The organism is Hydrocarboniphaga sp. FW305-C-57, assembly GCF_058783045.1.
In genome coordinates this window covers 1-19,814 of record NZ_JBYSYG010000003.1, presented here as the reverse complement: position 1 = coordinate 19,814, position 19,814 = coordinate 1, and the positions used below count along the sequence as shown (strand labels likewise).

14 protein-coding genes are annotated in these 19,814 nt (G+C 66.0%); 4 read left to right on the top strand and 10 right to left on the bottom strand.

Features of this window, described 5'->3' with window-relative positions:
- Positions 1 to 48: 48 nt before the first annotated feature.
- From secF to yajC, 3 genes are all read right to left on the bottom strand, one after another.
- A complete protein-coding gene (gene secF / locus AC3WUM_RS07410; RefSeq protein WP_007185891.1) occupies positions 49 to 978 on the bottom strand; it encodes a protein translocase subunit SecF in 930 nt (309 codons plus the stop codon).
- 11 nt (positions 979 to 989) lie between these two features.
- On the bottom strand, positions 990 to 2,852 hold the full coding sequence (secD, locus tag AC3WUM_RS07405) for a protein translocase subunit SecD (RefSeq protein ID WP_411887874.1): 1,863 nt from the start codon (positions 2,850 to 2,852) through the stop codon (positions 990 to 992).
- Positions 2,853 to 2,919: 67 nt separating this feature from the next.
- Positions 2,920 to 3,252 (bottom strand): preprotein translocase subunit YajC, encoded by a 333-nt coding sequence (gene yajC / locus AC3WUM_RS07400; protein WP_007185889.1) that lies wholly within the window; start codon positions 3,250 to 3,252, stop codon positions 2,920 to 2,922.
- Positions 3,253 to 3,390: 138 nt separating this feature from the next.
- On the opposite strand from yajC, the gene AC3WUM_RS07395 reads away from it, so the two are divergent.
- The gene (locus tag AC3WUM_RS07395; protein ID WP_411887873.1) at positions 3,391 to 6,168 is read left to right on the top strand and encodes a protein kinase domain-containing protein; all 2,778 of its coding nucleotides are present in this window, start codon (positions 3,391 to 3,393) and stop codon (positions 6,166 to 6,168) included.
- A gap of 332 nt (positions 6,169 to 6,500) precedes the next feature.
- Here the strand turns inward: AC3WUM_RS07395 and AC3WUM_RS07390 are convergent, their stop codons facing one another.
- The gene (locus AC3WUM_RS07390) at positions 6,501 to 8,285 is read right to left on the bottom strand and encodes a carboxypeptidase regulatory-like domain-containing protein (protein WP_492409580.1); all 1,785 of its coding nucleotides are present in this window, start codon (positions 8,283 to 8,285) and stop codon (positions 6,501 to 6,503) included.
- 220 nt (positions 8,286 to 8,505) lie between these two features.
- Between AC3WUM_RS07390 and rlmKL the strand changes: the two genes are divergently transcribed.
- Both rlmKL and AC3WUM_RS07380 read left to right on the top strand, forming a co-directional pair.
- Complete coding sequence (gene rlmKL, locus AC3WUM_RS07385; RefSeq protein ID WP_492409579.1) at positions 8,506 to 10,680, top strand: bifunctional 23S rRNA (guanine(2069)-N(7))-methyltransferase RlmK/23S rRNA (guanine(2445)-N(2))-methyltransferase RlmL; 2,175 nt, start codon at positions 8,506 to 8,508, stop codon at positions 10,678 to 10,680.
- 201 nt (positions 10,681 to 10,881) lie between these two features.
- A complete protein-coding gene (locus AC3WUM_RS07380; RefSeq protein ID WP_492409578.1) occupies positions 10,882 to 12,519 on the top strand; it encodes an ATP-binding response regulator in 1,638 nt (545 codons plus the stop codon).
- A gap of 45 nt (positions 12,520 to 12,564) precedes the next feature.
- Here the strand turns inward: AC3WUM_RS07380 and AC3WUM_RS07375 are convergent, their stop codons facing one another.
- Positions 12,565 to 13,113 (bottom strand): ECF-type sigma factor, encoded by a 549-nt coding sequence (locus AC3WUM_RS07375; RefSeq protein ID WP_492409577.1) that lies wholly within the window; start codon positions 13,111 to 13,113, stop codon positions 12,565 to 12,567.
- A gap of 164 nt (positions 13,114 to 13,277) precedes the next feature.
- Between AC3WUM_RS07375 and AC3WUM_RS07370 the strand changes: the two genes are divergently transcribed.
- Positions 13,278 to 15,803 (top strand): protein kinase domain-containing protein, encoded by a 2,526-nt coding sequence (locus AC3WUM_RS07370; RefSeq protein WP_492409576.1) that lies wholly within the window; start codon positions 13,278 to 13,280, stop codon positions 15,801 to 15,803.
- A 3-nt stretch (positions 15,804 to 15,806) separates the two neighbouring features.
- Here the strand turns inward: AC3WUM_RS07370 and tssE are convergent, their stop codons facing one another.
- The 5 genes from tssE to tssB all read right to left on the bottom strand — a co-directional run bounded on the left by tssE (position 15,807) and on the right by tssB (position 19,542).
- A complete protein-coding gene (tssE, locus tag AC3WUM_RS07365; RefSeq protein WP_492409575.1) occupies positions 15,807 to 16,238 on the bottom strand; it encodes a type VI secretion system baseplate subunit TssE in 432 nt (143 codons plus the stop codon).
- 10 nt (positions 16,239 to 16,248) lie between these two features.
- Positions 16,249 to 16,716, bottom strand: a complete 468-nt coding sequence (locus AC3WUM_RS07360; RefSeq protein ID WP_492409574.1) for a hypothetical protein — start codon at positions 16,714 to 16,716, stop codon at positions 16,249 to 16,251.
- 71 nt (positions 16,717 to 16,787) lie between these two features.
- Entirely contained in the window at positions 16,788 to 17,282 is a 495-nt protein-coding gene (locus AC3WUM_RS07355) for an Hcp family type VI secretion system effector (protein WP_007185879.1), read from the bottom strand.
- Positions 17,283 to 17,487: 205 nt separating this feature from the next.
- On the bottom strand, positions 17,488 to 18,978 hold the full coding sequence (tssC, locus tag AC3WUM_RS07350; RefSeq protein WP_492409572.1) for a type VI secretion system contractile sheath large subunit: 1,491 nt from the start codon (positions 18,976 to 18,978) through the stop codon (positions 17,488 to 17,490).
- 51 nt (positions 18,979 to 19,029) lie between these two features.
- A complete protein-coding gene (tssB, locus tag AC3WUM_RS07345) occupies positions 19,030 to 19,542 on the bottom strand; it encodes a type VI secretion system contractile sheath small subunit (RefSeq protein ID WP_492409570.1) in 513 nt (170 codons plus the stop codon).
- Positions 19,543 to 19,814 lie beyond the last annotated feature (272 nt).

The window sequence follows — 19,814 nt, the reverse complement described above, 5'->3', positions numbered from 1 at the left end:
ACCTTCAGAGCCGAGCAGGCTCAAGAACACAAAGCCAACCCGCCACCGTCACGGCGATTCGTCGATCGCCTCTTCCTTCGGCGGCAACAAATCCTCGCGCGAAATGCCCAGCACGATCGCCAGTCCCGTCGACACATAGATCGACGAATACGTCGCCACGATCACACCGACGATCAGCGCCACCGAGAAGCTGTGCACGCTAGCGCCGCCCATCAGGAGCAGTGCCGTCAACACCAGCAGCGTCGTCAAGTGCGTGATCACCGAACGCAGCACGGTCTGGTTGATCGACAGGTTCACCACTTCGAAGATGTCCGAACGACGCTGCGAAATCAGGTTCTCGCGAACACGATCGTAGATGACGATGGTTTCATTGTTCGAATAACCGATCAGCGCGAGGATGGCCGCGAGCGTGGTCAGGTCGAACTCCACCCAGAAGATCGACAGAAAGCCCAGCGCCATCAGCGCATCGTGAATCAGCGCCGACACCGCGCCGACCGAGAATTTCCATTCGAAGCGAAGCATGATGTAGACGGCGATGCCGATGAAGGCGACGAGCAGCGCGAGCGCACCCTTCTCGGTCAGCTCCTCGCCGACCTGCGGACCGACGAAGTCGATGCGGCGCAGCTCGATGTTCTCGTTTCGCGCATCGAGCGCTTCGAGGATGCGCGAGCTCACTTCGGCCGAATTGGCGTTGGCCGCGGGAGGCAGGCGGATCAGCACGTCCTGCGTAGTGCCGAAGTACTGCACGATCGCGCGTTCGTAACCGCCCTTCTCGAGGTGGGTACGGACGTCGTCGAGCTCGACCGCCTGCGGATACGCCACTTCGACGAGCACGCCGCCCGTGAAGTCGATGCCGAAGTTCAGACCGCGGAAGACCAGCAGCAGGATCGTGGCGATCGTCAGCACCGAGGAAACGATCAGGCCCACCTTGCGCTGGGCCATGAAGTCGATGTTGGGAACGCGAGCGAAGAATTTCATGGTGCGCTCCTTTACCAGATCGGCAGATCGTTCATGCGCGCGCGGCGCCCGAACACCAGATGGGCCAGCGCGCGCGTGCCGACGATGGCGGTGAACTGCGAAGCCGCGATACCGAGCGCGAGCACGACCGCGAAGCCGCGCACCGGACCGGCGCCGACCGCGATCAGCACGATCGCCGCGATCAGCGTGGTGATGTTGGCGTCGGCGATGGTCAGGAACGCGCGGTCGTAACCGGCTTCTATCGCCTTGGCCGGGCTCATGCCGTTTCTCAATTCTTCTCGGATGCGCTCGTAGATCAGCACGTTGGCGTCGACCGCGATACCCATGGTCAGCACCAGGCCGGCGATGCCGGGCATCGTCATCGTCGTCGGCAGCAGAGACAGCGAGGCGATCAGCAGCAGCAGGTTCAGCGTCAGCGCGGCGATCGCGAACAGGCCGAAGACCTTGTAGTAGAAGCACATGAACAGCGCGACGAGGCCGAGGCCGAGCGCCGCCGCCTGGAAGCCCTGACGGATGTTGTCTTCGCCGAGGCTCGGGCCGATGGTGCGCTCCTCGACGATGTCGACAGGCGCCGCGAGCGCGCCGGCCTTGAGCAGCACCGCGAGATTTTGCGATTCCTTGCTGCCGAGGCCGGTGGTCTGGAAGTTCTTGCCGAACACGCCGCGGATGCTCGCCACCGAGATGATCTCGTTGACGTCCTGGTGCTCGCGCATCGGCTCGCCGCGGGCGTTGTAGGTGGTGATGACCTTGCGCTCACGGAACAGCACGGCCATCGGTTTGCCGACGTTCTTGCTGGTGAAATCGAACATGCGCTTGGCGCCCTGCCCGTCGAGCGTCACCGACACCATCGGCGTGCCGCTCTGCTGGTCGATGCCGGGCTGGGCGTCGACCAGTTGCGAGCCGCTCGCGATGATCTCTTTCTTGAGCAGATACGGAATGTGGCCTTCGCGCGTGTAGAACAGCTCGGTGCCCGCGGGCGCGATGCCGCTGGCCGCCGCGGACGCCGCGTTACCGCTTTCGTCGACCGCGCGATACTCGAGCGTCGCGGTCGCGCCGAGCAGTTCCTTGACGCGCGTGGTGTCCTGCACGCCGGGCAGCTGCACGAGAATGCGGTTGGCGCCCTGGCGCTGCACCACCGGCTCGGCCACACCGAACTGGTTCACGCGGTTGCGCAGCGTGATGAGGTTCTGCTGCACCGCGAAGGTCTGGATGCGCTGCGCCTCGGCATCGGAAATGCGCGCCGACAAGGTCAGCGGACGATCCGGCGGCGTGCTCACGGTGAGCTCGCGATACTCCTTGGCGATGAACTTGCGCGCCGCCTCGAGCTTGGGCTCATCGGCAAAGTCCAGTTCGATGCCTCTATCGATCTGATGCCGGCCGCTATATCGGATGTCTTCCTTGCGCAGGGACGCAGGAATGTCCAAACGATAACCCTCGACAGCCTTGGCTAAGGGCACACTTCCATCGACTTCGAGAAGAAAGTGCACGCCGCCGCGCAGGTCCAGGCCCAGCGCCATCGGCTTGGCGCCGAGCGCGGCCATCCAGGCGGGCGTCTTCGAGGCGAAGTTCAGCGCGACCACGTAGTCGTTGCCGAGCGCTTTCTTGATGGACTCGTTGGCGCGCAGCTGCGCCTCGGCCGTCGAGAAGCGGGTGACCCAGTGGCCCGACTCCAGGCGGCTCGACGAGGGCTCGATCTGCGCTTCCTTGAGCGCCGCGTCGACGCGCGCGCCGGCGCTATCGGGCAGCGGATCGCCCGATTCGAGTGAAACCTGCACGGCCCAATCCTGCCCGTACAGATTCGGCGCCGCATACAGGGCGCTGACGACGAGGGCGATCAGCAGGACGACGTACTTCCAGCTTGCGTAGGGACGCATCGAAAGACTCCGGTCAACCGGAGCGGCCGGCGGCCGAAACGGCCCGGCCGCTCCGGCATCGATTCAATTACAGGGTCTTGAGCGTGCCCTTGGGCAGGACGCTGCCGACGGAGGCCTTCTGCACCTTCACGCTGACGCCTTCGGCGACTTCGAGGGTGACATAGGCTTCGCCGATGCTGGCGACCTTGCCGGCGAGGCCGCCGTTGGTCACCACTTCGTCGCCCTTGGCGATCTTCTCGAGCATCTGGCGATGCTCCTTGGTGCGCTTCATCTGCGGACGGATCAGCAGGAAGTAGAACAGCACGAACAGGACGACCAGCGGCGCGAACTGCACGAGGGCGTTGGGCTGGGCAGGCGCGGCAGCCTGGGCGTAGGCCGGGCTGAGAATGAAATCGAGCATGGGATGGGGCTTGAGGGGGCCGAAAAAGAGCGGCGGATTATGCCATAAGGCTTTTCAGCGGCCGTTCAAGAGTGCGTTCGCGGCCCTGGGCGCTTTTGGCCCGTGTCGCGAACGCCATGCGAGCCCCTATGATCTGGCATGTCCAAGAAACGGCTCCCCCCGGCAGTCGACGACAGCCAGCCTTCTTCGGGAGCGCTGCGCTGGCGTTTCGCCGGCTTCGTGCTCGAGGAATCGCGGCGCGAACTGAGCCGCGACGGCAGGGTGCTCAAGCTCGAGCCCAAGCCGTTCGACGCGCTGATGCTGTTGCTGCGCCACGCCGGCGAGCTCGTCACCAAGGACGAGATGATCGCCGCGGTCTGGGGCGGTCGCCCGGTCACCGACAACGTCATCGCGCGCTGCGTCGCCAAGCTGCGCGAGGTGCTCGGCGAACCGCCCGGACTGCGCCTGGTCACCGTGCACGGCTTCGGCTACCGGCTCGATGCGGCCGTCGAGCGCGAGCATGTGCACGCTTCGGCGCTCGCCGAGCCGCTGCGCATCGGAGCCGGACATCGGCTGCCGATGCGCCCGCACTGGATGCTCGAACGCCGGCTCGAGGCCGGCACCGAAGTCTGGCTCGCCCGCCACGAGAAGACCCGCCAGCAGCGCGCGTTCAAGCTCGCCTTCACGCCCGAGGAGCTCAGCGCGCTCAAGCGCGAGATCACACTGCAGCGCTTCCTGCTCGACGCCCTGCCCGAGGCGCGCTGGCGCATCGAGATCCTCGACTGGAACCTCAGCGACGCACCGTGGTTCCTCGAGATGGCCTACGAGCCGCTCGGCAGCCTCAAGCACTGGAGCGAGGCCCAGGGCGGCCTGAAGAACATTCCGCTGCAGACGCGCCTGGACCTGATGATCCAGGCTGCCAGCGCGATCGGCGAGGCGCACGCGGTGGGCGTGCTGCACAAGGACATCAAGCCCTCGAACCTGCTGATCCGCAGCTCGCCGCAGGGCAGGCCCGAGATCGCGATCTGCGATTTCGGCTCGGGACGCGTCGATTTCGAACGCCTGCAGGCGCTCGAAATCACCCGCCTGGGCCTGAGCCGCACGAGCGCGACGCTCGACGATTCGGGCGGCACCGCGCTGTACCTGGCGCCCGAGCTGCTCGCCGGCCACGCCTCGACGATCGGCTCGGACATCTACTCGCTCGGGGTGATGCTCTATCAGCTCGTGATCGGCGATCTGCGCGCCCCGCTGTGCCCGGGCTGGGAACGCCAGATCGACGACGAACTGCTGCGCGAGGACATCGCCGACGCGGCCGACGTGCAGCCCGCGCACCGGCTGCATTCGGCCACCGAACTCGCTGCGCGCCTGCGCAATCTCGACGAGCGCCGCCGCCAGCGCGAGCAGGACGCCCTGCAGCAGCAGCTGGCACTGCAAGCCCAGCGGCAGCTCGAGCGCTCGCAGCTCGTGCGCCGCTGGCAGACCGTGGTGGCACTGGCCCTCGCCGCCGGCCTGGCGATCGCCTTCGTGCTCTATCGCCAGGCCCGGCTGGCCGAAAAACAGGCGCAGACCGACGCAGAGATCGCCTCGGCGGTCACCCGCTTCGTCAACGAGGACCTGCTCGGCGCCACCGACGCCGAGCGCATCGGCGGCGGGCGCAGCGTCACCATCGGCTCGCTGCTCGACACCGCCCGCCTGCGCCTGCAGACGAGCTTCGACGGCGCGCCGGCCGTGCATGCCGAACTCGCGCATACGATCGGCAGCGCCTATTCGAGCCTCGGGCTCGAGTCCGAGGCTCGAGCCGTGCTCGTCCGCGCGCTCGAGCAGGATGAGGCGCGGCTCGGTGCCGGTCACCCGACGCTGCGGCGCATTCACTCGCGGCTCGGCTGGCTCGGCATCGAGACCGCGGATTACGCGCAGGCGCAAAACCACCTCGAAACCCTGCTGACGCTCGCCAGCGCGGCCGATGACGCCAAAGCCGCGGCCGATCGCCAGTCCGCCGCCTACGGGCTCGCCCGGCTGCGCTTCGAAATGGGCTACTTCGCCGAGGCCGCCGATCGCTACCGCGGGCTGCTCGACGAACTGCAGCACTCGGCGCACCGGGACGAGCGCCTGATCGCGGACATCGACTGGGATCTGGCCGAGGCCTTGTTCGAAACCCACGACTGGGCCGAAGCCGAGCGCCGTCTCGACAGCGCCCAGCGATACGTCGAGAAGCAGGGCTTCGTCGTCGACAGCACCTACCGGCTCTGGCTCGAAGTCAGCCGCATCTATTCATTGCAGATCCGCGAGCGGCTCGACGAGGCCGCGAGCCGCTGCCTGGAGCTCGGACGCGTGGCCGGCGAATCGCTCGGCGAGCGTCATCCGGTCAGCGCCTCCAGCCTGCACATGCTCGGCATGATCCGGATCAAGCAGAGCCGGCCGGCAGAAGCCTTGCCGCTATTGGCCAAGGCCTTGCACCGCCGCATGGCCCGCCTCGGACCGAACCACTACGCCACGCGCATGACGCAGATGCGCATCGCCGAGGCCGAGCTCGCGCTCGGTCACACCGCGACCGCACTGGCCAAGCTCGAAGCGCTCTGGAAAGGCTCGCTGGCGACGCTCGGAGCCGATCATCCGCACACGCTGGATCTGCAGCGCATGCTCGCCGAGGCCAGGGCGGCCGACGGCCAGCTGCAGCGGGCGGAAGAAAACCTGCGCGAAGTGCTCGCCCTCGCCCCGCATCGCCTGCAGCCGCACAACAACCGCGTCGCCTGGGCACACTACGGTCTGGGCCGGGTGCTGCTGCGCGAACGCAAGCTCGCCGAAGGCTTCGACGAGCTGCGCCAGGCGCGCGCCCTGTTCGTGCGCAATTTCGGCGACGGGCATTCGCAGATCGCGGTCATCGACACGATGCTGGCCGACCCGAAGACCGCCGAATCGGCGCGCAAGACCTCCTGATTCGTCATTTGGGATGACGACATAAAAAGCCGTCGCGCGCCCCCCGGCAGCGCGACGACCCGACAGCCAGGGTCGATGCGGATCGGCGAAGCGGTCCCCAAACCGTTACGCCGCATCCGGCCGACATCATCCGACCGGCAGTTGACCGGGTCTCCCGGCACTGCGAAGTCAGTGTGCGGGCAACCCAGGCTTGATACCTGCCGGATTGCTGACGGATTCATGACTTATTGCGGGCGCATCGCAATGAAGCTCGTCATGCACGCGAACGGCGTGGAGGTTTTGGCCTCCACGCCTGGAACATCAGGCTATTCCGAGATCCCCGGAAGACGCCGCTAGCGTGAGCAGAATGCAGCGCTCGGGTTTTCGGCCTGCGGCAGGGTCGGCTCCTCTGCCGACCATGGCGCCGTCGACGGCGTGATGGTGGCGGTGCAGTCGGCCGCGATGCTGATGTCGAACACCTTCCAGTAATAGGTCGCGGCGGTTTCGCCGGCCGGCGGAGTGAAGATTCGCGTCAGGCCGTTGGCCTTGAGCTCGATGCGCGCCGGCGAGGTGCTGATGCCCGGCGCCGGGTCACGGTCGTAGTTGTTGACGAAGTAGCGGTAGGTGCCGACGCGCGGACGCAGGACGGTGACCACTTCCGGGCCGAACGAGTCGGTGTCGTCGACGTCGAGGCTCGCGAACGGCGCTTCGGTCAGGCTGCCCTTGCGGCGGTAATAGATGTGCTCGCCATCGGGCGTCAGCAGGTGCGAATCGATGTCCTCGGGCAACTGGCCCCAGGTCAGCGTCACCGTGAAGCCGTTGCCGTCGGCCGTTCCGAGTTGCAGGCAGCTAGGCAGCGCCTGATCGACGTTGGTGGTCTCGACCGCCTGCGTCGAGGTCAGCTGCAGGCCGATGTAGCCGCCGATCGTCAGCTCGGAGCCGGCGCGAACCGGAATGGTGAAGTCGCCGTTGGCGTCCGAGACCGCCGTCGAGGTGCCGGTGTAATCGATGCCGGTGGACTGCAGACGCACGCCGGCCACCCGGCTGCCGTCCGCGTTCTGCACGCAGCCGCTCAGCGTCACCGTGTTGTAGACCTGATCCGCATTCCAATAGGTGAAGTGCGAAACCGTGCCCTCGTAGTACGAACCATCGGGACCGGTCAGCAGCCGGGCCTCGCCTTCCTGCACCCAGCGGCCGGCGGTGGTGTCGTAGAAGAACAGCGGAATCGTGTCCGGGCGCGACGACGAGCGCGTATCGAGCGGAATGCGGATCGTGGCCGTCTGACCGCTCTTGAGATTGGTCGAGCTGCCGTCTTCCCGGTAGAGATTCACCGATAGCGCGCCGAAGCTTTCGATCGGCGAACCCGCAGTGGTGAAATCGCCCGGCATGTTGTCCGGAGCGGCCGACGGATTCACGTCGGTGATCGTCACGCGCACGGTGCTGGTGGCATCGATCGCACCGGCCGGGAAGCTCACCTGGGCCGGCGAGCCGGCGATGCCGACATCGCCGCCGGCGGCCGGATCGAGCGTCTGCGAGGCGCCGACGGGCAGCAGCACCACCGAGGCGAAGCTTTCCGCATCCCGGGCTACCGGAACGATGCGCTGGTTGGTCTCGTAATTGGCCTTGCTGACCTGGAGCAATGCACGTTCACCGACCGGCACGCCCGCCAGAGTGAAATCGCCTTCGCCATTGGTCGTGGTGCTCGCCGAACCGACGCGCACGCTCGCGCCGTCGATCTGGGCTCCGGTCTTGGTGTCCACCACCTTGCCACTGATGCTGCCGGTGGCGACCGGGGCGGTCACGGTAACCGTGGCCTGCTTTTCGGTGGAGCCGCCCGTTCCCGAGCAGCTGAGCTTGTAGACGGCATCGCCGACCGCAACCGGGGTCACGGTTTCGGTGCCGCTGGCGCTCTTGGCGCCGGTCCACGACCCGCTGGCCGTGCAGGCGCTGGCGTCGGTGGACGACCAGCTCAGCGTCGACGACGCGCCGAGCACCACCGAAGTGGGACTCGCCGCCAGCGTGACGGTCGGCGCCGCGGGCGTGGTGCCGCCGCCGTCATCGTCTCCACCACCTCCGCCGCAGGCGGACAGCAACAAGGAACCGGCCGCGATGATCGCGGCACGCCATGAGGTCTTCATCTCGATCTCCCTATCAGAACCAGAAAAACAACAGCGAGCGCCACGGCGGCCGGCACTCGCCATTCCCATGAGTGCCCGCCCCGGCTACGGTGCCCGATGCTCCACCAAGCGATCGCCGGCTGGAATATACCGTGAGCCTTAGTCCATTCGGCCATCCCGCCCGAAACCGGGGCATCGCCAGGGTTCCGGGCCTCGCGGCGACTCATGCGATCATTGCGCGATGTCCGACACGTCTTCTCTTTCGTTCTTCGCCACGGCTCCGCGCGGCGTCGAACCGCTGCTCGCCACCGAACTCGCCCGCTTCGGCGCCCAGACCACCAAGGAGCGCAAGGGCGGCATCGCGTTCACGGGCACGCTCGAATCCGCCTACCGCGCCTGCCTGTGGTCGCGGCTGGCGAACCGCATCCTGCTGCCGCTGGCGACGTTTCCGCTCACCGATGCGGACTCGCTCTACGCCGGCGCGGCGACCATCGAATGGCCCGAACTGTTCGCGCTCGACAAGCGCTTCGCGATCGAAGTGGCCGGGCGTTCGGCCGCGGTCACGCACACGCATTACGCCGGGCTCAAGGTCAAGGACGCGATCGCCGACGCCTTTCGCAAGCGTTTCAACGAGCGGCCCAACGTCGACACCGAAAGCCCGGACATCGGCATCCACGTCCATCTCGACCGCGCACAGGCGACGATCAGCCTCGACCTGTCGGGCGAAAGCCTGCATCGGCGAGGCTATCGCAGCGGCGCCGGCGAAGCGCCGCTCAAGGAAAACCTCGCGGCCGCGATCCTGATCCGCGCCGGCTGGCCCGAGATCGCGGCGGCCGGCGGTGGGCTCGTCGATCCGATGTGCGGTTCGGGCACGCTGGTGCTCGAAGCCGCGCTGATCGCGGCCGACATCGCGCCGGGCCTCAAGCGCGTGAAGTACGGCTTCGAAGCCTGGTCGCAGCACGACGCCGAGCTCTGGCGGAAGATTCGCGCCGAGGCCTCGGGCCGCAAATCGGCGGGCCTGGCAAAGCTGCCACCCCTGGCCGGCAGCGATACCGATGCGGGCGTGCTGCGCAAGGCCGCGCAGAACGCGGCCAACGCCGGGCTCGCCGATCGCATCCAGTTCACGCAGCTCGATGCGCTCGACGCGCGGCCGGTCGGCGATCGGCCGGGCCTGCTCGTGACCAACCCGCCGTATGGCGAGCGGCTCGGGCAGGAGAGCGAGATCATCAAGCTCTACTCGCTGTTCGGGGCCACGCTCAAGCAGCACTTCGGCGGCTGGAAGGCGGCCGTGTTCACCTCGCGTCCGGACCTGTCTCCGCGCCTGGGCCTGCGCGCGCATGCGATGCACACGCTGTTCAACGGCGCGATCGAGTGCAAGCTGCTGCAGTTCCAGATGGCCGCTCGCGAACCTTCGCTGATCGAGTCCGCGCTGTCGCAGGCCCCGAGCGGCGGCGAAGACTTCGCCAACCGCCTGCGCAAGAACGCCAAACACCTCGGCAAATGGGCGCGCCGCAACGGCGTCACCAACTACCGCCTCTACGACGCCGACCTGCCCGATTACGCGCTCGCGGTGGATCTGTACGAGACGCCCGACCTGCACGTCCACGTGCAGGAATACGCGGCGCCCGACAGCATCGATCCGGCCAAGGCCGAGAAGCGCCTGCGCGAGGCGCTCGCCCAGCTGCAGGCGATTCTCGCGGTGCCGGCCGGGCGCATCCACTACAAGCTGCGCAAGTCGCAGCGCGGCAGCGCGCAGTACGGCAAGCAGGACGAAAGCCGCGACTTCAAGACCGTGGTCGAGCACGGCTGCAAGCTCTGGGTGAACTTCGAGGATTACCTCGACACCGGCCTGTTCCTCGATCACCGGCCGATCCGCCTGCGTATCCAGAAGGAAAGCGCGGGCAAGCGCTTCCTGAACCTGTTCTGCTACACCGGCAGCGCGAGCGTGCATGCGGCCGTCGGCGGGGCCGAGTCGACGACCTCGGTCGATCTGTCGAACACCTACCTCGACTGGGCCGATCGCAACCTGCTGCTCAACGGCTACGACACGCGTTCGGCCTGGGGCGCGCACCGGCTCGTGCGCGCCGACTGCCTGGCCTGGCTGCGCGAGCAGGCGGCCGATCGCAAATCACCGCGCTACGACCTGATCTTCTGCGATCCGCCGACGTTCTCGAACTCCAAGAAGATGGAAGGCGTGCTCGACACGCAGGAGGACCACGGCCAGATGATCCGCGACGCCGTCGCCCTGCTCGCCCCGGGCGGCAAGCTGTACTTCTCGACCAACCGCCGCCGCTTCAAGCTCGACGAGTCGCTGGCCGCCGAATTCGCGGTCACCGACATCAGCCAGCAGACGCTCGACGAGGACTTCAAGCGTCCGCCGCCGGCGCATCGCTGCTGGAGCATCGAGCGGCGCTGATTATTCCTCTCCCGCTGAAATCTTCCTGAAAAAGGTTTCAGGAAACGTGTCCGGATTGCCCGACTGATCTCGTTCTTGAAGGTAAGTCAGCAAAATTCGGCTCACCGGCCACCGCGGATTCGTCGTTCCGCGTGGCACCGGAGGCCCGGGATGCGGAACGGGGAGAAGGGTATGCCAAGGAGAGGAAGACTGGCGCCGGGGATGTCCGCCGGTTTCCGCTGGGCTCGGTCCAGCAGCCGTCATGGCCGGCTCATGAGCGTCGGTCTCGATACCGGACTCATGCAGGCTGCGGCGGTGGCCGAGCCGTTCGGGGTGGCTGGCGCGACGCTGGCGTTCGCCCGCGAGCGGGCCGTTCCGGCCGCGCCACGCCAGAGTGCCCGCAACAGCGCGCCGGTGCTCGGCTACACGCGCATCACCGTGCCGGCCATGGTGCTCGTGTCGATCGCCATCGGCGTCGCGCTCGGTTTCGTGATCCAGGGCGCTCACGATGCCGGCATCGAAGCGGTCGCCGCGACGCTGGTGCTGCTGACCGTGGCTGCGGGCGCCCTGCTCTGGCTGGCGCTGCGCCGCCGCAGGCCGCAGCCGGAGCGCGAGCTCACCGCCTCCGCCACGATCGAATCGCAGCCCGCTCAAAACAGTCTCGCCATCGACGAGCTCGTGCAGCACACGCTCGCCGAGCTCGCGCACAAGAACGCCGAGCTCGAAGCGGCCAATGCCGAGAAGACCCGCTTCCTCGCTGCCGCGAGTCACGACCTGCGCCAGCCGCTGCATGCGCTCGCCCTGTTCTCGGCGAATCTGCGCGAAGGCGAGCGCGACGCCGAGCGGCTCAAGCGCATCGGTCATGTGCAGGAATGCGTCGAATCGCTCGACCGCCTGTTCACCGGCATGCTCGATGTCTCGCGGCTCGATTCGGGCACCGAACACGCGGTGGCTACGCGCTTCGCGCTCGATAGCCTGTTCGTCGAGGTGAGCCAGAACTTTCGCGCGCTCGCCGAATCGCGCGGGCTGCGGCTGGTGGTGCGGCAGACGCCGCTGTGGATCGAATGCGATCGCGGCATGCTCGCCCGCGTGATCAACAACCTGGTCTGCAACGCGATCCGCTACACGCAGAGCGGCGGCGTGCTGCTCGGGGCGCGTTGCCGCGGCGAACAGGTGCGCATCGATGTCTGGGACACCGGCGTCGGCATCGCGCCCGAACATCAGGCGCGCATCTTCGACGAGTTCGTGCGCCTCGGCGAAGTCGACAGCGGCGATCGCGGCCTCGGGCTCGGGCTCGCCACCGTCAAGCGGCTCTGCCGGCTCATGCAGGCCCCGCTCGAGATGCGCTCCACGCCGGGCTCGGGCACCGTGTTTCAGCTGCGCCTGCCGCGCATCGCGCCGCAGCCGGTACTCGACGCCGTGGTGACCACGCCGTCCGCGCCCAGGACGATGAACCTGCGCGGCCAACGCATCCTGGTCATCGACGACGAGGCCCCGATCCTCGAAGGCATGGACTGGCTGCTGCAATCCTGGGGCTGCGAGACGCGCACCGCGGAATCGGCCGATCAGGCGCTGCGTCATCTCGACGATGGCTACGCACCCGATCTCGTGATCGCCGACCTGCGCCTGCGCGAAGGCAAAAGCGGCATCGAGGCGATTCGCGCGATCCGCAAGCGCTATCTCGGCCGGCACGCGCCTTCAGCGCTGCTGATCACCGGCGAGAGCTGCCCGCAACGCCTGCGCGAGGCCGCGCGCATGAAGCTGCCGATGCTGTGCAAGCCAGTCTCGCCGGCGCAGCTGCAACAGGCCATCGCCGATCATCTGCCGGAGCCGATGCCGGCGATGCTGCAGGCCCGTTGAGGCCGGGCTCGTTCGCGTCATCGACGCGATGGCGCTGGTCGCCGATCAGCTTTCTTCGTTGCGAATGGAGTCGTACAGCCAGGCCTTGGCGCGCAGCCAGTCGCGGCGCACGGTGCGATCGGAAAGGCCCAGCAGCTGCGCGGTTTCGACTTCGCTGTAGCCCGCGTAGAAGCGGCATTCGACGAGCTGCATGAGCCGCGGCTCGAGCTGGCCGAGACGCTCGAGCGCCTCGTCGAGACGCAGCAGGATTTCGTCGGGCACGACCGGCTCTTCGTCGATCGCCTCGAGCGGCAGTGGCTTTTCGCCGCCGCCCCGCTTGGCCGCGAGCCGCTCCTTGGCCTGGTCGAGCAGGATCTGCCGCATCGCGCGCGCCGCCGTGCGCAGAAAGTGCTCGCGATCGTTCCATTCCACCGAGCGCCGCAGCTTCAGGTAAGCCTCGTTGATCAGCGCGGTGGTCTGCAGCGTATCGCTGCCGCCGGCACGCATGCGCACGCGGCGCGCGAGCGGACGCAGATCGCGATAAAGATCGGCGATCAGTGCCTGGGCCGGCGCCTGAGCCTCGGCGGGCGCTGCGATCGGCTGCGTCTCTGACATGGGGAACCAGCGGCATCAGCAGGGGGTAACCGCAGTGTAGATCAAGTTTTGTCCGGCTTTCACCGCATTTTTATGAACGTCCGTCCCTCATGGACCGCGTTTGCGGTTGTCTGTGGGCCTGCGAGTGCAACAGACTTTGCGCATTCGCAGGCCACCGACACACCATGACTTCATCATCGCAAGCCGACAGCCGTGACTGGGCCGAAGTGCAGCGTCTGCTCGCCGAACTCGTCGATCTGCAGCCTGCCGAACGTGCAGCCGAACTCGACCGCCGCGAGCCGAGTCCGGCTATCGCCCAGCGCGTGCGCGAACTGCTGTCCGCGCTCGATGAATCGCCGGACTATCTTGAAGCGCGCAGCGCCCCGTTGCCCGCATCCGCGGCGCCCGTCGCATCGCTGGGCGAAGGCACGCAGATCGGCCTCTGGCGCATCGAGCGCCTGCTCGGGCGCGGCGGCATGGGCGAGGTCTACCTGGCGAAGCGCGCGGACGACGCCTTCGAACAGCGTGTCGCCATCAAGCTCGTCGGCGCCCATGCGGTCGCGCATATCGGCCGCTTCCACGAAGAGCGGCGCATTCTGGCGAGCCTCGAGCATCCCGGCATCGCGCGATTACTCGACGGCGGCGTCGCGGCCGATGGCCGGCCGTACATGGCGATGGAATACGTCGATGGGCTCGATATCGCCGCCTGGTGTCGCGAGCACGCGCTTGATCTGAATGCGCGTCTACAGCTGTTCGGCCAGATCTGCGAGGCCGTGCGTTACGCGCATTCGCTGCTCGTGGTGCATCGCGATCTCAAGCCGCACAACATCCTGGTAACACGCCAGGGCCAGGCCAAGCTGCTCGATTTCGGCATCGCCCGATTGATCGATGTCGCCAATCCGGATGCAGCTACCGATGCGGCCACCCGCACGCAGCAATTGCTGACGCCCGAATATGCATCGCCCGAACAGCTCGAAGGGGCCCCCGTAAGCCTGGCGACTGACGTCTACGCGCTCGGGCTGCTGTTATTCGAACTGCTGACCGGGCGCAGTCCGTGGCGGCAAACGGATTCCGCGGTGCCGACCATGATCCGTCGCATTCTGGAAGGCGATCCGCTCGCCCCGAGCCGTATCGCGCCGCTACCGCCCGACGCGAGTGCCAAGTCTCCACCACTGCCGATCGAAGCCTCGCGACTGCGCGGTGACCTCGATGCGATCACGCTCAAGGCGCTACGCCGCGAACCACAGCAGCGCTATGAAACCGCTGCGCTGTTGTGGGCCGACGTTCAGCGCTACCTGCGCGGCGAACCAGTGCTCGCGCGTGCCGCTACGCCGCGCTATCTGCTAAGCCGCTTCGTACGACGTCATCGCGCGCTCGTCGGGGCCGCCGCGATCGTGCTCGTCACCTCGCTGGTCGGCGTAGCCGGCATTGCGCTGCAAGCGCGTGAAACCGCCATCGAACGCGACAACGCGCAGCGTCAGGTCGCACGCCTGCAGGCGGTGCAGGACTACCTGCAGCTGATGTTCAGAACAGCCTCGCAGCAGCAATCGGGTGATCAGCCGCTGACCGCCAAGAGCGTGCTCGATCGTAGCGCAGCCGAGCTGATGGAGCGCTTCGACGGCGACCCGACGCTGCGCGCCAACATGCTGTTCCTGCTCGGCCAGCTCTATGTTTCGCTGAGCGATTATCCGGGCGCCCTGCCCTTGCTGCAGCGCTATGAATCGCTGCCCGAGATTCGCGCCGATGCAGCGCATCACGCCGATGTGCTGCGCGAGCTTGCGACCACGCAACTGCGGCTCGGACAGTTCGATGCGGCACGTGCCTCGCTGACTGCAGCGCAAGCGATCTGGGCCGCTGGACCGACGGCGGCGTGGGAAAAGCTCTCGTCTTCGCGCTCGATCGAAGTGGAGCTCGCGTATCAGCTCAATCAGCCCGAAGCCGCGATCGCGAGCCTGCGGCAAGCCTTGAGCGAACGCGATCGCCATCTGCCCGAAGGAGACGACATCACGCTCGAAATGCTCAATTCGCTCGCCGCCATACTCGCCAACGTCGCGCAGCTGGACGAGGCTCGCAGCACGGCTGATCGGGCCTGGAGCATGATGGAAAAGCGCGATCAGATGCGAACGCCGCAGGCGCTCACGCTCATGAACACGCGCGCCACCGTCGCGGCCCTGCAAAAGCGTTCGGACGATGCGATCGCGCTCTACAAGGAGGCGATCGATCTACGTCGCGCCCTGTATGGCCCCTCTGCTTCGCTGGCGACGCTGGAACTCAATATCGCGAGAGCCTTGCTGAAAGTGCAGCGCGGCGCGGAGGCCGTTCCCTGGCTGGTCGAAGCCGAACCGATGGCGGTGCAGTACACCGGGGAAGACAGCATGGTCACGCTCGGCACGCGACAAGCCCATGCCGATGCCTTGGTCCAGATCGGACGCGCGTCTCAAGCCGAGCCCATACAAATCGCCACGCTCAAAACCATCGAGCGCCTCAAGGGCGCTCGCAGCCTGGAATATATGCGCGGCCTCATCGGCAACGTGGAACTGCGCATCGCGCAGCATCGCTTCGACGAAGCCGATCGCGTGCTCAAGGACATCGAATCGCGAGTGATCGAACTCGGCCCGGCGGCACAGATCAATGCCTCGCGACTGGTCGAACTCCGGGAGCTGGTGAATGCGAAGCGCTCGCCCTATCCCGATGCGCCAACCACACCGTGAGACTCACTTGACCTGATACGCCTGCGTCGTGAGTTCGAGCGTCGCATCGAAGCGCACTTTCTCGCGATCGGGCCCGAGGTTCAGCAGGGCATCGACCTTGAAACGCAGCGACTGATCATGCGGCTGCGGCGGATCGAGCGTCACGCGTACGCGCGTGAGCCTCGCCTCATGCAAACCGACGGCCTGCTCGATCGATCGCCGGATGCGATCGCGATCGACCGGATTGAGCAGGCTGTAGGCCGAGAAGTCCGGAATGCCGAAAGTCAGCGACGACTTGCGGCATTCCGCGAAAGCCTCCGGAATCAGGCGCGATCCCTCGGAGCGCGTGTTGAGCAGCACCTCGAGATCGCGCGAGACCGAATCGCGCAGCGTGTATAGATCGAGGCGCGCCGGCGTGGCGGCCGTCGAACTGAGCTTGTCGATCAGGCTCAGCACGAGCGTCGGTCTAGAAGCCGCGCTGGATCAGCCAGGTGCGCAGCAGCGCACCGCAGGCATTGTGCTGGCTCATCCGCAAACCTGGCGAAAGACCATTGATCGCCTTGTAGATTTCCCAGGTGCTCGCGAGTTGGCGAATCGTGTAGAGGCCGGCCCCATAGCTCAGCGATCCGCCGCTCGACTTCGGCACGCTGACCTTGCCGTCCGCCGTCACGTAGTGGCCGGTACCGCGCAGCTGGCGCGCCTGGTTCAGCTGGAACTGGAAGATGCGACCGACCAGATCCGCGTCCTCGGTCATCACGTCGCGATCGGGCGCATGGTTGCTGCCGTTGGGCGGGCGATCCATGTTGCGCGTGATGTTGAGATAGAAGCGGACGAGCTGGATATCCTCGATCCGGTTCGGATGCTTGGCAGCGTTGCCGACTTCGGTGTCGTTGACCACCATCGGCTCGCCCATGTCGAGCATGATCTGTGGCATGGAATGCTCCGTTGCTCCAACAAGAATGGACTGCGGAAGCGGCGGGCAAGGCCCGCCGCTTCCGCGTGCGATCACACCTTCTTGTTGGCCTTGAGATCCCAGCCCGCCGAGGTGTTGCCGGCCGCGCGTCCGTCGATGCCGATCTTGGTGTAGATCAGCTCGATCTTGCCGAAGGCCAGCGAAACCGATTCCACCGGCACGTCGCTCTCGGCCTTGGAATCACCGCCCTTGCCGACCGAGGTCACGATCACGTCGGTGAGCTTGTACTCCATGTACTTGCCCTTGTCGCCGCCGGCGCGATTCAGATTGACGATCGCGGACTTGATGGTCTGGCCGGTCACGCAAGCCTCGAACAGCTTGGGGCTCGCGAGATCGAGGTGGTGCAGGAAGTTGAAGTTCTGCAGGTTGACGCGCGCGGCGCCGAGGTTGCCGGCCGACGAGACCGTGCCCGACTGCGGCTGGCTGGCGCCGAAGCTGAAGTTGAGGATCTCGATCCAGTCCTTGTGCTTGTCGTCGGTGCTCTCGCCCTTGATGCCGTCCAGCTGGATGAATGCGTCGAAAGACATGGTTCCACTCCTTTGGTGTTGCTTGATGCAGCGTGTTTGATGAGATTTTTGCTAACGGCTCTGGACTGAGTCGTTGAATAAGCGTTGCGAGCGATGGCAGGTCGCAGGAAGACGGAGCGCAGGAACCGGAGCGTGCGTATGGCACGTGAGGATTCCGAGCACCGCCCTCGTGCGAGATGCCGAGCGCAGCAGCTTACTCAGCGGCTCAGCGTGCGGACTTCGGCAACTCGGCAACCAGTCTCAGCGACACGCTGAGCTCGTCGAGCTGGTAGTGCGGACGCAGGAAGGCCACCGACTTGTAGGCGCCGGGCTTGCCCGGAATCTCGGCGACTTCGATGCGCGCCTCGCGCAGCGGAAACTGCGCCTTGCGCTCCTGCGAAGCGTTGTCGTCGAGCAGCACATACTGCGAGATCCAGGTGTTCAGGAAGGTCTCGACACTGCTCTTGCTCGCGAAGCTGCCGACCTTGTCGCGCATCATCGACTTGAGGTAATGCGCGATGCGCGAGACCGAGAAGATGTACTGCAGCTGCGAAGACAGGCGCGCGTTCGCATTGGCCGCGTCGGTGTTGTACTCCTTGGCCTTCTGCGCGGATTGCGTCGAGAAGAACGCGGCGTAGTCGGTGCCCTTGCAATGCACGAGCGGAATGAAGCCGAGGTCTGCGAGTTCCTTCTCGCGACGATCGGTGATCGCAATCTCGGTCGGGCACTTGAGCGCCACTTCGCCGTCATCGGTCGCGAAGGTATGCGTCGGCAGGCCTTCGACGAGGCCGCCGCCTTCCACGCCGCGGATCGCGGCGCACCAGCCGAACTTGGCGAAGGCATCGGTCACGCGAGCCCCGATCGTGTAGGCCGCGTTCATCCACAGATACTTGTCGTGTTCCTTGCCCGACACGTCCTCGCGGAACGTGAACGATTCCACCGGCAGCGTCTCCGGGCCGTAAGGCAGGCGGCCGAGCACGTGCGGCAAGGCGAGACCGACGTAGCGCGAATCTTCCGACGAGCGGAACGACTTCCACTTGGCGTATTCGACGGTGTCGAAGATCTTGGCCAGATCACGCGGGCTCGACAGCTCGGTGAACGATTCGAAGCCCATGAGTTCGGGCGAGGCCGCCGACAGCAGCGGCGCATGCGAAGCCGCGGCGACGTGCGACATTTCTTCGAGCAGGTAGAGGTCTTCCGGATGACGGCCGAACTCGAAGTCGCCGATCATCGTCGCGAACGGCGCGCCGCCGAAGGTGCCGTACTCTTCTTCGTAGACCTTCTTGAACAGCGCGGACTGATCGAAATCCGACGCGCTCTTGAAGTCGCGCACGAGTTCCTTCTTCGTGCAGTTGAAGACCTTGATCTTGAGCGTGGTGCTGGTCTCCGAACTGTCGACCAGATACTTGAGGCCGCGCCAGGAACCCTCGAGCTTCTGCAGCGCCGGATCGTGCAGGATCGCGGAGACCTGGTCCGACAGCAGCTTGTCGAGTTCGGCGATGCGCGCATCGAGCGTCGCGATCGCATCCTTGGCCAGGGTCAGCGAACCATCGGTGACCTGGTTGACGAGCTCGGCGATCAGATCCTTCGCACGCGCCTTTTCGGTGTCGGTCTTGGCGATGCGGCTCTGGCCGAGAATTTCGTCGAGCAGGCTGCCCGGCTCGGCATCGGCCGCAGCGGCGCCCGCAGCACTGTTCTGCAACTGCGTATCCGACATGAGTGTCTCCTGGTGATCCCTTGATCGTGACTGGCGTTATGAACTGCGTGCTTACTGCGGCGACTTGTTGCCGCCGACTTCCTTCGAGAGCTGCGTGAGCTTTTCGGTGCTCTGCAGCACTTCGTTGAGCAGGTCTTCGAACTTGTTGTTGCCTGCGGCCTTGTTGCGCAGGTCGGCGAGCTTCTGGCGCGCTTCCATGAGACGGCGCAGCGGCTCGACCTGATCGACGATGGCTTCGGGAGAGAAGTCTTCGATGTGCTTGAAGTTGAGTTCGACGCCGAGCTTGCTGCCGTCGTTCTGCAGCTTGTTGTCCACCTGCAGCTGCACGCGCGGCTTCATGCCCTTGAGTACGTCGTTGAAGTTGTCCTTGTCGATGTTGACGAACTTGCGGTCCTTGAGCTTGCCGGGCGGCTCGGCCGGCTGGCCCGTGAAATCACCGAGCACGCCGGCGACGAACGGCAGCTCCTTCTTTTCGATCGCATTGCCCACTTCGACGTCGTAGGTGAGCTGTACGCGCGGAGCGCGAACGCGATCGAGCTTGTGCTGGGTGCTTTCTCTGGCCATGGCGGACTCCTGTTTGGGTGGGAGCAGTCTGCTGTGGCGGCTTGAAGGGATGAATCCGCCGGACGGCCAGACTTCGATATATGCCGTTTGCGTTAAAGCGCGTGGCTTCGCGCTGGGTCAGCTGTGCGCTGAGAGCTTTTGACCTCGCCGGTCGGGCCGTACTTCTCTTTGCTTGTGCAAAGAGAAGTAGGCAAGAGAAAGCACACCCTGGTGACGCACTTTCGCTACGCGAAAGTCCCCTGCGCTGCTCACGTGCTCGGGGCAAGAGTTTC